Origin of the sequence: Algibacter luteus, assembly GCF_030344935.1 — a bacterium.
Lineage (GTDB): Bacteria > Bacteroidota > Bacteroidia > Flavobacteriales > Flavobacteriaceae > Arenitalea > Arenitalea lutea.
Genome location: NZ_CP128313.1, coordinates 2,020,325 through 2,036,003, shown reverse-complemented (window position 1 = coordinate 2,036,003; position 15,679 = coordinate 2,020,325). Strand labels below are relative to the sequence as shown.

The window sequence follows — 15,679 nt, the reverse complement described above, 5'->3', positions numbered from 1 at the left end:
TCATAAAATAAAAAAATCCCACTTTAAAGCGGGATTTTTTATAATTAACACTAAAGTGATTCAAGGCTTAAACAAATAAAGGTTTATCTTTCATCATAGCATTTACTTTTGTTTTTACAGCTTCTAAAACGGCTTCATCTTCAAAATTGGTGATCACTTCATCAATTAAATCAACAATTGTAACCATATCATCTTCTTTTAAACCACGTGTTGTAATAGCGGCAGTACCTAAACGTATTCCTGAGGTTACAAACGGCGATTTATCATCAAAAGGTACCATGTTTTTATTTACAGTAATATCTGCTTTCACTAGGGCTTGTTCAGCTTCCTTACCGGATACATTTTTATTTCGCAAGTCTATGAGCATGCAGTGGTTGTCTGTACCATTAGAAATGATTTTATAATCTTTTGCAACTAACGCATCTGCCATAGTTGTAGCGTTTTGCTTAACTTGTAATTGGTAGTGTAAAAAATCATCGGTTAAAGCTTCACCAAATGCAATGGCTTTTGCTGCAATAATATGCTCTAATGGTCCTCCTTGATTTCCAGGGAATACTGCTGAATCTAATAAAGACGACATTTTACGTAAGTTGCCATTCTTAAGTTTGATACCAAATGGGTTATCAAAATCTTTACCCATCATAATCATCCCTCCTCTTGGGCCTCTTAACGTTTTATGCGTTGTAGTAGTTACGACATGACAGTGAGGTAAAGGATCATTTAAAATACCTTTTGCAATTAATCCTGCCGGATGCGATATATCTGCCATTAAAATAGCACCAACACTATCAGCTATAACTCTAAATCTTTTAAAATCGATATCTCTAGAATATGCTGAAGCACCTGCAATTATTAATTTTGGTTGCTCTTTGGTAGCAATTTCTTGAATTTTATCATAATTTAATACACCTGTCTCCTGCTCTACGCCATAAAATACTGGATTGTATAATTTACCAGAAAAATTTACAGGCGACCCATGTGTTAAATGTCCACCGTGAGATAAATCGAATCCTAAAATTTTGTCTCCAGGATTTAAACACGCATGATATACTGCTGTATTTGCTTGACTACCTGAATGCGGTTGAACATTTACATATTCAGCACCAAATAAAGCTTTTGCTCTATCAATAGCAATTTGCTCTACTTCATCTACAACTTCGCAACCACCATAATAGCGTTTTCCAGGGTAACCCTCGGCATATTTATTGGTTAACACAGAGCCAGCAGCTTCCATAACTTGTTGGCTTACAAAATTCTCTGAAGCAATAAGTTCAATACCATGAAGCTGGCGTTCTTTTTCTGCTTGGATTAGTTCAAAAATTTGTTCGTCGCGTTGCATAAAAATAGAGTTCTAGTTTAATAATGTGCAAAAATAGGAAATAGATTAGTTATTAATATCAAAAAATGCAGATTTACTTCTAAGTTTTCAACGGTTTATTAACCATTTAAATTAATCTATATTTTTTATGTTTTTTTACATTAAAATAAAAAAAATGTGTAGGTTTGATAAGAATACAATAATTTTAAAACTAAAAACAAGTTATGCCATTATCCGCCAACAATCCTGATAGAATATCGTGGTTACACGTTGATAAAAATTCAGACTTTCCCATTCAAAACATTCCTTTTGGTGTGTTTTTGACACGAGATGATATTATTACCATTGGAACACGTATTGGAGATACGGCAATAGACCTTGGTGCTTTGCACCAGCTTGGGTATTTTGATGGTATTCCTTTAACGGATGATATTTTTCTTCAAGACACATTAAATGATTTTATTGCTGACGGTAGAAAAACATGGCGTGCGGTAAGAAATAGAATTGCTCAAATTTTTGATGCCAGTAACGATATTTTAAAAAATAACACAAAACATAAGGAAACTATACTGTTTCGTTTAGATGAAATTGAAATGCAACTTCCTGTGCAAATTGGCGATTATACTGATTTTTACTCGAGTAAAGAACATGCAACTAATGTTGGTACTATGTTTAGAGATCCGGAAAATGCTTTACTACCAAATTGGTTGCATATTCCAGTTGGCTATCATGGAAGAAGTTCTTCTATTATTCCGTCAGGGATTCCAGTGCATAGACCTCAAGGTCAAACCCTCCCTAATGGGGCTTCTGAGCCTGTTTTTGGACCAAGTAAATTAGTAGATTTTGAGCTTGAAATGGCTTTTATTACAACCGATGCTAACGATTTAGGAGAACCTATTCCAATTAAAGAGGCAGAAGAATATATTTTTGGACTTGTTTTACTTAACGATTGGAGCGCGAGAGATATCCAAAAATGGGAATATGTGCCATTAGGCCCGTTCTTAGCGAAAAATTTTGCCTCGTCAATTTCACCTTGGATTGTAACTTTAGATGCTCTTGAGCCTTATAGAGTCGAAGGACCGAAACCCATAAAAAAACAACTTGATTATCTTCAATACAAAGGAAAAAAGAGTTACGATATCAAATTGGAAGTAGCGATAAAACCTCAAGGTGCAAAAGAAACAGTCGTTAGTAATTCCAATTTTAAATACATGTACTGGAATATGGTGCAACAATTAGCACATCATACTGTTAATGGCTGCCCTGTAAATTCTGGAGACATGATGGGAAGTGGTACTATTTCGGGGCCAACCCCAGATTCTTTTGGTTCTATGCTTGAATTAACTTGGAAAGGTGAAAACCCAATTAAAATGAAAGATGGTACCGAGCGAAAGTTTATCAATGATAATGATACCGTGATTTTGCGCGGACATTGTGAAAATGATGGTACACGAATCGGTTTTGGTGAAGTTTCTACAACATTACTACCAGTTTACGTTAAAAAATAAGTTATATCCTACAATAAATAAGATTTAAATACATTTAATCGGATATATTAGTATTTTATCTGATGTTTTAGTACTTTGGCACCCTAATTGGAATAACAATCCAATAACCCAAAAACTCTAACATCATGAAAAGAATATTACTTTCAGCAATTATCATACTGGTTATACTTTCTTGCAGTACAAGTAAACAAATTGAAAAAGCGGTAAGTGTTGGTAATTACGATCAGGCCATAACTTATGCTATTGGTAAATTACGAACCAATAAGGACAAAAAAAGTAAAGCGGATTTTATTATCATGCTACAAGAAGCTTTCAATAAAGCTACTGCTCGCGATTTAGAAAACATCAATTTTCTAAAAAACGATAACAACCCAGAAAATTATATTCGTATTTATGATGCCTATGTCGGGTTGGATAACCGTCAAGAACGTATAAAACCTTTACTGCCTCTTTATGCGGACGGAAGGGAAATTAAATTTGATTTGTCTAATTATACTAATCAGATTATAAATTATAAAAATGATGCCTCCGCGCAACTTTATGATAATGCGGTAGCACTTCTAAAATCTGATAATAAATTAGATATAAGAGCTGCCTATAATACCCTTAAAGATATTGAAGATATAAATCCTAATTATCAAGATGTTCGTCAGTTGATGCAATCTGCACATCAAAAAGGAACAGACTTTGTTCTGGTTGATATGATTAATGATACGCGAAAAATTATTCCAATACGATTAGAAAAAGATTTATTAAATTTTAGTAGCTACGGACTAAACAATTTTTGGGCAGAATACCATAGTGCACCAGAAGACAAAATTAATTACGATTATAACATGCGTGTTAATTTAAGAGAGATTAACGTATCTCCAGAGCAAGTTAAAGAACGTCAGGTTATAAAAGAAAAACAAATAGCCGATGGTAAGAAGAATTTACTAGACGACCGAGGGCAAATTGTTAAAGATAGTCTTGGAAATGCTATTCAAGTTGATAATTTAAAAACCGTTCGTTGTGAATATTATGAGTTTACGCAATTCAAAGCAACTCAAGTTACAGGAAATGTAGAATATGTAAATATACAATCAAATCAACTCATGGATGCATTCCCTATTTCTAGCGAGTTTGTTTTTCAGCATATCTATGCAACATCGCGTGGAGATCGAAGAGCTTTAGATACTAATTTAATCCCGTTTTTAGAACAACGTGCTGTTCCGTTTCCAACTGAAGAACAAATGATTTATGACACTGGTGAAGATTTAAAACTTCAATTAAAAGACATTATAAATTCTTATACGATTAGACAATAAAATAAAAAACCTCTTAAAATTATTTTAAGAGGTTTTTTTCTGATTCTATTTTTTCTTAATTTCTTTTAAATAATCACCAGAACTAATTTCTTTTAACTTATTTATAGGCTGGTTATATAAATAGATCCAAGCTTTTAATTTTGAGCCATCTTGTAAAGTTGCGGTTATTATTTCTCTTTTAAACAAACTAAATTCAGGGTTGTTAGCATCGAAATCTTCATAACCATCTAAAACATCTAAAACGGATTCGGAATGATTCATTTTAAAGATTGTTCCATAAACGAAATCTGTTTTATTGTTGCTTAAGACAGCCCCTGGAAACCATGTAACATTATACAATTTCCCCTGAAAACTGGCTCTACCAACAATATCCGAGTTCTTATTTAAATATATAGACATTTCGTTATTTGCCTCCTTCTGAAGTGTTCCGTAAACAAAAAGATATTGACAACTCAAGACTTAAAATGCTTCTAAATAAATCTAGTTAAATCTATATCATTAATCGCGCCGTGCGATGCATGCGCCACCACTACTCCATTTCTTATGACTATAAGCTGAGGCGATTCGTGTAAAACTTGGAATTTATACCCTGTTTCATTCGAAACTTCTCGGTAATTCAATAAATCCAAATAATATAAATCGAGGTCGTTTTCGGTTAAAAGATATGCTTCAACGAATTGATTCATGACCATTCTACTTATACCGCATCGTGTAGAATGTTTAAATATAACCTGCGTTTTTGTGTTAGATTTTTCGTTTATCGAGTCTAGTTGCGCCACTTCAGTTAAGGGTAACCAAGGCAATACTTTTTCTACTTTTGGCTCAGTCGAACCTCCAAATAATTTATTAATTAATCCCATAGACTAAATGTCGCACTTTTAATAAAAACTTACAAATATTATTGCTTTATAAATTTCATTACGCTTTTGGAGCCGTCATCATATATAATATTCATAAAATAGAAACCAGTATTTAAAGCACGAGTATCATAGGTAAGCTTCGAACCATTATTTATATATTCTGATTGATTAATGATTCGTCCATTAAAATCAATAATTTCAACCAAAACCTTATTGTTATTAATTTGAGCAAACTCTATATTGAATTTATTTTCAACTGGGTTTGGATAAAACTTAAAGGTGTTATTTTTTGCTTTTGAAGTAGATAAACTACTTTCTTGATAAACTCTTACATAATCAATTTCCATAATATCACTGGTAAAACTACCAGCAATCGGTCCGCCTAAACTGCCACCCATAGCAACATTAAGCAACACGAAAAATTCTTCGTTAAATGGATTTACTGTTGGCATTTGATTTACTAATGTATTGTCGATATAAATTTTCATAGTATCGGGACTCCATTCTAATACATAATCATGAAAATTTTGTGAGGCATCTGTATTCGCCAATGGTACGCTGTTTGAATTGTATTGATATCCCGAGCCATTATCCCAATGCCATGTAGCTAATGTTTGTGTTTTAGCAACATTAGGCTCCATAATATCAATTTCACCGCAAAATGGCCAGCTATCTGTATCAAAACCTTCATTATCCCAATAAGTACCATCTTCATTAATGTTTTTTCCTAGTAACCAAATTGCAGGCCATGTGCCAGCAACTGATGGTAATTTTGCACGAACCTCTACTCTACCATATTTAAAAGCAAATTTTGAATTTAATCTTGCCGAGGTGTATTCTTTTTGATGCCCTTGATCTGTATAAGTTTCCTTTATCGCTTTTATTTTTAATGTACCATTACTCACGTATGAATTTGCTTCTCGGTTTGTATAATGTTGTACTTCTCCATTAGCCCAACTATTGCCTGCAATAAGCTGTGTTTGATGATACCAATTTGCTCCATTTATGGCCCCTGTACCATCAAATTCATCTGACCAAACCAAATTATCATATATGGGAGTGCTAGATTCTGTGTTAAAATAAAGAAGATCATCAATATAGGCTAAAACATAATCAGTATTATTCTCTCCGTTAACTTGAATCACTACTCTGTTAAAATCTGTTCTTTCAACAGGAGCTGGAGAATTACCATCTAAATTAATGTAAGTATCATTCTCAAAATCGAAAACAACTTCTTGCCATTGATCTAATTGAATTGGTTTTATAATTTCACTTTGTGTAGACCAAGGTTGTGCTAGATTTTTATCCTGTAGTTTAAGTGAAATTTGATTGGTTTGATTCCCTGTTAAACCACTTGATGGTACATAAATTTTTAGACTAAATGAATTCTTTGTAGATAAATCATAATTACTATTAATATCAAATTGCACATTAGCATATGGCCCGCCTACATCATGATACTCCAACACGGTACTGGATGTATTAATGCCCTCAGAATAAGGATTCGTGTAATTAATATTCATGTTACAATTATCTCCGTACCATGAAGTAATGGTTCCACTGCCTTCAAAGTCGTCTTGAACAGATTGAGCCTCTAAAAGCATTGATAACGATAGTAAAACTAACAAAGTAAAAAATGAGCGCATATATAAGTTTTTAGAATTCCAAATGTAATTTATCACTTACTTTGATGCTAATAAGTTACCCATACATAATCCATACATTACAAAGTAATTATGTAAAACGAAGTAAAAACCGACAAAAAGTCATTTAAAAAGTAGTCATTACAGTCATTTTGTCCAGTTATATGTATTGGTAAGATTCTTGACTTATACGAGTTGAAAAGAAAAAGAAATTAATACTATGAACTTAAACAATTATACAATTAAATCGCAAGAAGCCATACAGCAAGCGCAACAAATTGCTCAGGGTTTCGGGCATCAACAAATTGAAAATGAACACATTTTTAAAGGTATTTTCGAGGTTGATGAAAACGTATTACCGTTTCTTTTAAAAAAATTAAATGTAAACGTTAATATTTTAGAACAAGCGTTAGATAAACAACTTGAAAGCTTTTCAAAAGTTTCAGGAGGGGAACTTATGCTATCTCGTGAAGCTGGAAAAAGCTTAAACGAAGCATCTATTATTGCTAAAAAAATGAAAGATGATTTTGTGTCAATCGAGCATTTATTACTAGCAGTTTTTAAATCGAATAGCAAAATAGCTCAAATGTTAAAAGACCAAGGTGTTACAGAAAAAGGTCTTAAAGCTGCTATTGAAGAGCTTCGTAAAGGTGAAAATGTAACTTCACAAAGTCAAGAAGAAACCTATAATGCTTTAAATAAATATGCTAAAAACCTAAACCAATTAGCGAAAGATGGTAAACTAGATCCTGTTATTGGTCGTGATGAAGAAATTAGAAGAATCCTTCAAATTTTATCTCGTCGAACAAAAAACAACCCTATTTTAGTGGGTGAACCAGGAACAGGTAAAACCGCCATTGCTGAAGGTTTAGCGCACCGAATTATTGATGGCGATATTCCAGAAAATTTAAAAGAAAAGCAAATTTTCGCACTAGATATGGGCGCACTTATTGCTGGTGCTAAATATAAAGGTGAGTTTGAAGAGCGTTTAAAAGCAGTTATTAAAGAAGTAACTACCAGCGATGGAGATATCGTGTTATTTATTGACGAAATCCATACACTTGTGGGAGCTGGTGGCGGTCAAGGCGCCATGGATGCAGCAAATATCTTAAAACCTGCATTAGCACGTGGAGAATTACGCGCTATCGGTGCCACAACTTTAGACGAATACCAAAAATACTTTGAGAAAGACAAAGCCTTAGAGCGTCGTTTCCAAAAGGTAATGGTGGATGAACCTGATACCGAAAGTGCAGTTTCCATACTTAGAGGTATTAAAGAGAAATATGAAACGCATCATAAAGTTCGTATAAAGGACGAAGCGATTATTGGTGCGGTAGAGTTATCTCAACGTTATATCACCAATCGTTTTTTACCCGATAAGGCTATCGACTTAATGGATGAAGCGGCATCTAAATTGCGAATGGAAATCAATTCTAAACCAGAAGAACTGGATGTTTTGGATAGAAAAATTATGCAATTAGAGATTGAAATAGAAGCCATTAAACGCGAAAAAGATGAAACAAAATTAAAGTCTTTACGTGCCGATTTAGCAAATCTAAAAGAATCTAGAAATGAAATAAATGCCAAGTGGAAAAGTGAAAAAGAAGTTGTTGATAACATTCAAAACACAAAACAGGCTATTGAAAACTTTAAGTTAGAAGCAGAAAAAGCCGAACGTGAAGGCGATTACGGTAAAGTAGCCGAACTACGTTACGGAAAAATTAAAGAAGCTCAAGAAGAACTTGAAGCCTTACAACTGAAACTTCAAGAACATGCTGAAACCTCATTAATTAAAGAGGAAGTTACCTATGATGATATTGCGGAAGTTGTTGCAAAATGGACAGGAATTCCTGTTACTAAAATGCTACAAAGTGAACGTGAGAAGCTATTAAAACTTGAAGATCAATTACATAAGCGTGTTGTGGGTCAAGAAGAAGCTATTGAAGCTGTAAGTGATGCCGTAAGACGCAGTCGTGCTGGGTTACAAAACCCTAAAAAACCTATTGGTACCTTCTTGTTCCTGGGAACTACAGGTGTTGGTAAAACTGAATTGGCTAAAGCTTTAGCAGAATATCTTTTTGATGACGAAAATGCCATGACTAGAATAGATATGAGTGAATATCAAGAGCGTCATGCGGTAAGCAGATTAGTGGGCGCACCTCCAGGATATGTAGGTTATGATGAAGGTGGACAGTTAACCGAAGCAGTTCGCAGAAAACCTTATTCTGTGGTATTATTAGATGAAATTGAAAAAGCGCATCCAGATACGTTTAATATCCTTTTACAAGTTTTAGATGAAGGGCATTTAACAGATAATAAAGGTCGTGTTGCAGATTTTAAAAACACCATCATTATTATGACTTCTAATATGGGAAGCCAGATTATCCAAGAACGTTTTGATGCCACGAAAGATATTGATTCGGCTATAGAAGCAGCAAAAGTAGATGTTTTAGCCCTTCTTAAGCAATCGGTAAGACCAGAGTTTTTAAACCGAATTGATGATACCATCATGTTCACACCATTAAGCAAAGAAAACATTGTTGACATTGTTGGGTTACAAATAAAAGGTATTACCAAAATGATAGCTCAACAAGGTATTACGTTTGATGCAACCCCAGAAGCAGTGGCTTATTTAGCAGAAAAAGGATACAATCCTGAATATGGAGCGCGCCCTGTAAAACGTGTCATTCAGAAAGAAGTTTTAAATGCTTTAAGTAAAGAAATTCTTGCCGGTAGAGTTACTACCGATAGCATCATTTTATTAGATGCATTTGATGATAAATTAGTATTTAGAAATCAAGGAGACTTGGTTACGGAAGAATTTTAAAATATAATAGCTCTTATATGTAACATTTAGTTGCACTTGGAGTCTATTAGTTGGTTGGTTAGTTGAAAAGCAACATGAATCTTTGTTTAAAGATGATTGTTGCTTTTTTTATTTTTTACTGTTATACGCGCAGTAAAAAGGAGCTTTTTATAACCTTATCTCAGAAATTCAATTAATTTTAACATAAAAATAATAAACTGAACATACTTTTCTACCGTATATCTAGTTTATAGAAATAATGATGTGCATTTAATCTAAAATTGTTGTTTTTATATCAATGATTTCATTTAAATTAATAATTTAGCTTCTATGTATGTCCCAAATTTATACATAAAAACAATTTTAAATCGAGTATACATTCCCTTTAATATTTGATTTTTAAACACATAAAACCTACTAAACCCTATGGATATTTCTAGTTATATCGACTTTACTTTATTGAAACCTACAACCACCGAACGTGAAATTATTGATTTGTGTAATGCAGCACATAAAAACAGCTATTACAGTGTTTGCGTAAGTAGTTCATTCGTGCCCTTAGCAAAACAATTGTTGTTGGATTCTGATGCTAAAGTGTGTACAGCTATTGGGTTTCCTCTAGGAAGTATGTCTACGCAATCTAAAATATATGAAGCTGAAAAGGCCATAGAAGATGGAGCTGATGAAATTGAAATGGTTCTAAATTTAGGGTACATGAAAAGCCGAAACTATGTTTCAGTTTTAAAAGATATTAGTGATGTTAAACGTGCCATTGGTAAAACCCCTTTAAAGGTTATTGTTGAGATTTCAGAATTGAATAAAAACGAAATTATTAAAGCATGTGAAATATGCTTAGATGCCAAAGCAGATATAATTAAAACGTCAACAGGTTTTTCAAAAAGTGGCGCTACATTAACAGCAGTAAAAATTATAAAGAAAACCTTACGAGACCGAGCTAAAATTGAAGCCTCGGGAGGCATTGACGATTTAGACATTGCTCTAAAATATATTGATGCTGGTGCCGATAGAATAGATACTTCCAGTATTATTAAATCTGGATACAGTAGCCGACAAATTAGAAACACCAAGGTATACAAGGATTATATTGAAACTGTTTTAAACTCTAACAATAATCAGTCTATAAGCACCAACAAACAAGTGTAATATTATATTATTTGGTTAATTACAATAAAAAAGCCATTTGAAATCGACTGATTTCAAAATGGCTTTTTTTAATTAGCAGGTTATTATTAGTTTTTTAATTCAACTTGGCTTATTCTAAAGGTTTCCCTAACTTGTTATTTGTATTTTTTCAAAACATTTTAACTGATTAAAATCATAGTATATAAGCAATAATATTATGAATATTAGCCAAACATTTATACCTTAAAAAACTATCTTGATATAAACTAAAACAAATGGAACCCTTAAATACTTATATAGATCACACGCTATTAAAACCAACTGCCACCAAAAAAGATATCATTAATTTATGTGAAGAGGCAAAGCAATACAAGTTCTTTTCGGTATGTGTTAACAGTTGCTATGTGGGTTTAGCTAAAAAAGCTCTAAAAGATAGCGATGTAAAAGTATGTACCGTTGTTGGCTTTCCATTAGGTGCTATGAGCACAGAAGCTAAAGTTGCTGAAACCACCAAAGCTATTAAAGATGGTGCTGATGAAATTGATATGGTAATAAATATAGGTCTTTTAAAAAGCAAGGACTTTGATGCCGTTTGGAAAGATATTGAAGCAGTAAAACTAGAATTACCGAATAATACGCTTAAAGTTATTCTCGAAACCTGCTATCTTAGTGAGGTTGAAATTATTAAAGCTAGTGAATTAGCCATACATAGTGGCGCAGATTTTATTAAAACATCTACTGGATTTGGTACTGGAGGCGCTACCTTAAATGATATTAATATCATGCAAAGTGTTTGCAAAGGTTGTGTGAAAATAAAAGCTTCGGGAGGTATTCGAGACCAAAAAACGGCGTTAGAGTTTATTAATTTAGGTGTAAACAGATTAGGAACATCCTCTGGAATAGCCATAATTAACGGTGAAGAATCAATTTCAAATTACTAATTTTTATAATTATGAGTATTCATATTGAAGCTAAAAAAGGAGAAATAGCAGAAACCATTTTACTTCCTGGCGATCCCTTAAGAGCCCAATGGATAGCGGAAACATTTTTTGATAATCCTACTTGTTTCAATAAAGTTCGAGGTATGTTAGGCTTTACTGGCACTTATAATGGAAAACCTATTTCTGTTATGGGTACAGGTATGGGCGTGCCCTCTATTTCTATTTATGCCCACGAGTTAATAACCGAATATGGTGTGAAAAACCTAATTAGAGTCGGTAGTTCGGGATCTTATCAAAAACACGTTAAAATAAGGGATATTGTTTTAGCTATGGCGGCATCATCAAATTCAGGCCTTAACGAACAACGCTTTGGTGGTGCAGATTATGCGCCAACAGCAGATTTTGAGTTATTTCAAAAAGCCGTTGAAACTGCCAAAATGAAAAATATTCCATTGAAAGCAGGTAATGTTTTTACTTCTGATGAATTTTATGCCGACGATTTCGAATCTTATAAAAAATGGTCTAAATTTGGTGTGCTTTGTGTTGAAATGGAAACGGCTGGATTATATACTATTGCTGCTAAACATAACGTACGGGCTTTATCGGTTTTAACCATTTCTGATTCTTTGGTTACGGGTGAAAGAACATCGGCGAGCGATCGAGAAACCACTTTTAAAGATATGATAGAAATAGCTTTAGAACTCGCTGATTAGCTTGAAATTTATACTTCGTCCTACTACTTTTTGTGCTAAACTATTCATTGAAGACTCTGCCAATTGCAAGACTCTAGGATAACCACCTGTTATTTGACAATCGCGCATTAAAATAATTAAATTGCCAGCTGGTGTTAATTGAACGGTTCCAGGTAAAACAGCCGAAGTAATTATACCATTCAAATTATTTTCTAAAGGCTCTACTAATTGATAAGCCATTCTATTATTATTTTTAGAAATGGTAAAATTTGAGTTTAAAAGTTGTTCTTGCTGATGGTTTGATAGCTTTTCAAACTCAGGCCCTTTGAAGACATTTAAAGTCGATTCATTAATGTAAGTAGCATCTATTCTAAGGTTGGAATACGGCATGTTATAATTTGAAGTTAAAGAATTTATTGGCAAAACATCTCCGTTTTTAATTCTTGACTCTTTTGTGATATTTGGGTACATACTTCTACTATTTAATATCTTTTCAGTTTTAAATCCGCCTAAAACTGCCAAATAACTGCGATAGCCACTTTCTAATTTCCCAAACGATAAAACATGACTTTTTGAAACTTTAAAAACTTTATTATTTCGAATGGTAACATCATTTAGCATAGGATTCATATTTGCTCCTAAAATACAGATTAAAGTATCGCATTCAAACTTCAATGTTGCCCCTGTAATACTCATTTCTAAAACAGCGTTGTTGACGTCATTACCTAACAGCGAATTAGCATATACGGCTGCTTGCCTATCCATAACACCTGAATAAGGCACACCATACTCCTGTGAGCCTAGTCGACCTAAATCTTGAATTGTGGAATAAAGTCCTGTCTGTAATACTTTAATCATTTACTAATTCGCTTTCTAGACTATACGTTTGGTTTGTTATTTCTAGTGTTATTTGCTGATAGCGATTCACATCAACTTCGTAAAATTTCAATTGGTCTCCTGCTTTTGCAAAACATGGTGGTGTTTTTTCGGCGTTAAAAAATTCAATAGGCGAGTTCCCAATAACATGCCAACCTCCAGGACTTTCTTGAGGATAAATACCGGTTTGGTTCCCTCCTATGGCTACTGCTCCTTTTTCTACTTTTAAACGAGGAACTGCCTTTCTGGGTGTATTTAAAATTTCATTTAATCCACTTAAATAAAGAAATCCGGGTAAAAACCCAATAAAACAAACAGTATAGATGGGTTCTGTATGTAGTTTGATTATTTCGCTTGCTGGAATACGTATTGAACGCGCTAAATTTTCAATATCAATAGCGAATTCAGAACTATAACACACCGGGATTTTCCATAAACGCGATTGTTTCTTTTTTTGCGAAGAATTTAAAGTTTGATATATCGATTTTAATAATTCAACTTCAGTATCAAAATCGTTAACCTTTCCCTCGTAAACTATTAAAAGCGATTGATATGCAGATCGTGACTCTTTTACTCTTTCTGATAGTCCAGATTCAATTTTTGTTTTAAACTCAAGCACATCATAAAGCATATGATCTTGAATTTTATTGGGCCATTCAATTAATATAGCTTGTTCACCATAAGGTTTATATGAAAGTTTAAAAGCCATAAATTATCTAACTTTTATGCCTTTTTCTGCTAATCGTACACTTAAATTTTTAATCAACTTTGGCGCATTAGGATGGTCTCCATGAACACAAAATGTTTCTGCTTTTATTGTTTTATAATTACCTGTTACTGTTTTTACTTTTTTAGTTGAAAACATTTCGAATACATGATTAAACATTTTATCGGAATCTTCAATTAAAGCATTTGGTTCATCTCTAGAAACTAAGGTTAAATCATCGTTATAGTTTCTATCTGCAAACGCTTCGTACATTATAGGAATATCTTGCTCAATGGCTAATTTAGCAATTACCGAATTATATGGCACATAAAGTTTAGCAGGAAGCATTAAACTTTTCATAACTTCTATCACCGTGTTAGCCGTTTTATTGTCAATCGCAGCTTGATTATATAAAGCACCATGCAGCTTTACATGATGCAGTGGTAAATGGGCTTCATTTAATATAGCCAATAAGCTTTTTATTTGAGTTTTTATGGAAGCATATAAAGTTACACATGGCATATTCATTATTTTTCTGCCAAAATTAACCTTATCAGGAAATGAAGGATGTGCACCAATTTTCACTTGATGCTTTTTTGCTAATAGAACGACTTCTTTCATCGTGGCTTCATCGCCTGCATGTCCACCACAAGCAATATTACAAGACGAGATATAAGGCATAATTAAATGTTCATTTCCTATACCTTCACCTATATCAGCATTAATATCTAAAACAAGATTTTTCACCTTTCTAATTTAACGAATTTGATGAAGAGTTCAATGCGTAAATAGCAAAACTTCCTAACCAATGTCCTCCCATATAATCATCGTCAAATATACTTGGCAATGAATAATTAATATGTTGGTTTGCTAAATTTTGTAAGTGTTTATATTCTGGTAATCCTTCCGCTATTTTATTTAAATTCCATGCGCGAGAGAAATTAACCCCATCTAAGTGTACTAAATGTCCGTCTGTCCTATCGGATACTATACCAACTTCTAAAGTAAATTTTTTGTCCTTTAATTGCGGCAGAAAATCATTCAGCCAATCTTTATAGTCATCAACAGATAATAAGCGTTTCATTAAAGCAGCTTCTTCCAAACAAGGTGATAAAAAATCGGTTCCACTAGGTTCCCATGATATGGGGCAATTTTTATCATTCATATAGAAATAAGAAGCACGATTCTTAATGGCATTCTTGAGTACTTCATGATTTACAGTTTCAGCGTAATCGTAAGCAAAAGAGAGTCCAAATGCTGTATTATTATGTGTGCCAACTCGCAATGGATAGTTTAATTTTGGTAAAAAATCGATATACTTTTGAACAATTAAATTGGTTAACGGTTGAAGATTCAGTTCTAATTGTCTCGCCATTTCGTCATCCCATGTGTGTAATTCTTCAGCTAATTTTAATAACCAAGCCCAACCATAAGTACGCTCATAAGTTTTATTGTGTTTCCCTTCAAAATAAGCGACTTCAGCATCAATTTTTTCTTTAGATAAATTTTGAAGAAGTTGATTTTTAATAGTATCGGCTTTATCAAGATTAGGATATGTTTTTAATAGACTTACCAAACTCCAATGACCATGAACAGCAGAATGCCAATCGAAACAACCATAAAACGCCGGATGTAATTCTGTTGGTGGTTTTAAATCTTCATCACTTCCTAAAGTTTGCGATAAACGATTAGGATATTCTATATTAATGCAGTTTAGGGGCAATTCTGCTAACTTATTGGCTTGCTCAAAATTTAGAATAGGAGATTTTATTATTTCTTTTACATCTTTAAAATCATTGGTATGCCTTTCAGTTTTCACCTTATTACAACCAAAAACTAGAACTAAAATTATCAAAAATAAAATCCTATTCATCATGTT

14 protein-coding genes are annotated in these 15,679 nt (G+C 33.1%); 6 read left to right on the top strand and 8 right to left on the bottom strand.

Annotated elements, in window-relative coordinates:
• Positions 1-67 precede the first annotated feature (67 nt).
• Positions 68-1,339, bottom strand: coding sequence for a serine hydroxymethyltransferase (glyA, locus tag O5O44_RS08530; RefSeq protein WP_019386457.1), 1,272 nt, complete (start codon positions 1,337-1,339; stop codon positions 68-70).
• Positions 1,340-1,542: 203 nt separating this feature from the next.
• Between glyA and fahA the strand changes: the two genes are divergently transcribed.
• Both fahA and O5O44_RS08520 read left to right on the top strand, forming a co-directional pair.
• Positions 1,543-2,826: a fumarylacetoacetase gene (gene fahA / locus O5O44_RS08525; protein WP_019386458.1), complete on the top strand. Its 1,284-nt coding sequence runs from the start codon at positions 1,543-1,545 to the stop codon at positions 2,824-2,826.
• 125 nt (positions 2,827-2,951) lie between these two features.
• Complete coding sequence (locus O5O44_RS08520; protein WP_289193942.1) at positions 2,952-4,133, top strand: hypothetical protein; 1,182 nt, start codon at positions 2,952-2,954, stop codon at positions 4,131-4,133.
• Positions 4,134-4,178: 45 nt separating this feature from the next.
• Here O5O44_RS08520 and O5O44_RS08515 read toward each other — a convergent pair whose 3' ends face one another.
• The 3 genes from O5O44_RS08515 to O5O44_RS08505 form a co-directional block, all read right to left on the bottom strand.
• A complete protein-coding gene (locus O5O44_RS08515) occupies positions 4,179-4,532 on the bottom strand; it encodes a gamma-glutamylcyclotransferase family protein (RefSeq protein ID WP_019386460.1) in 354 nt (117 codons plus the stop codon).
• A gap of 71 nt (positions 4,533-4,603) precedes the next feature.
• Positions 4,604-4,993 carry a bacillithiol system redox-active protein YtxJ gene (gene ytxJ, locus O5O44_RS08510; RefSeq protein WP_289193941.1) on the bottom strand — a complete coding sequence of 130 codons (390 nt, stop codon included), beginning with the start codon at positions 4,991-4,993 and terminating at the stop codon, positions 4,604-4,606.
• 38 nt (positions 4,994-5,031) lie between these two features.
• Positions 5,032-6,639, bottom strand: coding sequence for a glycoside hydrolase family 16 protein (locus O5O44_RS08505; protein WP_289193940.1), 1,608 nt, complete (start codon positions 6,637-6,639; stop codon positions 5,032-5,034).
• A 217-nt stretch (positions 6,640-6,856) separates the two neighbouring features.
• Between O5O44_RS08505 and clpB the strand changes: the two genes are divergently transcribed.
• The 4 genes from clpB (at position 6,857) to deoD (ending at position 12,239) form a co-directional block, all read left to right on the top strand.
• Positions 6,857-9,463 (top strand): ATP-dependent chaperone ClpB, encoded by a 2,607-nt coding sequence (gene clpB / locus O5O44_RS08500; RefSeq protein WP_289193939.1) that lies wholly within the window; start codon positions 6,857-6,859, stop codon positions 9,461-9,463.
• Positions 9,464-9,868: 405 nt separating this feature from the next.
• Entirely contained in the window at positions 9,869-10,606 is a 738-nt protein-coding gene (gene deoC / locus O5O44_RS08495; RefSeq protein ID WP_289193938.1) for a deoxyribose-phosphate aldolase, read from the top strand.
• Positions 10,607-10,860: 254 nt separating this feature from the next.
• Positions 10,861-11,526 (top strand): deoxyribose-phosphate aldolase, encoded by a 666-nt coding sequence (deoC, locus tag O5O44_RS08490; RefSeq protein WP_289193937.1) that lies wholly within the window; start codon positions 10,861-10,863, stop codon positions 11,524-11,526.
• Positions 11,527-11,537: 11 nt separating this feature from the next.
• Positions 11,538-12,239: a purine-nucleoside phosphorylase gene (gene deoD, locus O5O44_RS08485; protein WP_289193936.1), complete on the top strand. Its 702-nt coding sequence runs from the start codon at positions 11,538-11,540 to the stop codon at positions 12,237-12,239.
• Here the strand turns inward: deoD and O5O44_RS08480 are convergent.
• The 4 genes from O5O44_RS08480 to O5O44_RS08465 are packed head-to-tail and all read right to left on the bottom strand — an operon-like array spanning position 12,222 to position 15,673.
• Positions 12,222-13,076 (bottom strand): 5-oxoprolinase subunit C family protein, encoded by an 855-nt coding sequence (locus O5O44_RS08480; RefSeq protein WP_289193935.1) that lies wholly within the window; start codon positions 13,074-13,076, stop codon positions 12,222-12,224. The two genes, deoD and O5O44_RS08480, sit on opposite strands and share 18 nt — an antisense overlap.
• A complete protein-coding gene (pxpB, locus tag O5O44_RS08475) occupies positions 13,069-13,803 on the bottom strand; it encodes a 5-oxoprolinase subunit PxpB (RefSeq protein ID WP_289193934.1) in 735 nt (244 codons plus the stop codon). The genes O5O44_RS08480 and pxpB overlap by 8 nt, the downstream gene beginning before the upstream one ends.
• A gap of 3 nt (positions 13,804-13,806) precedes the next feature.
• Entirely contained in the window at positions 13,807-14,547 is a 741-nt protein-coding gene (gene pxpA, locus O5O44_RS08470) for a 5-oxoprolinase subunit PxpA (RefSeq protein WP_289193933.1), read from the bottom strand.
• Positions 14,548-14,551: 4 nt separating this feature from the next.
• Complete coding sequence (locus O5O44_RS08465) at positions 14,552-15,673, bottom strand: DUF2891 domain-containing protein (protein WP_289193931.1); 1,122 nt, start codon at positions 15,671-15,673, stop codon at positions 14,552-14,554.
• Positions 15,674-15,679: the final 6 nt, after the last annotated feature.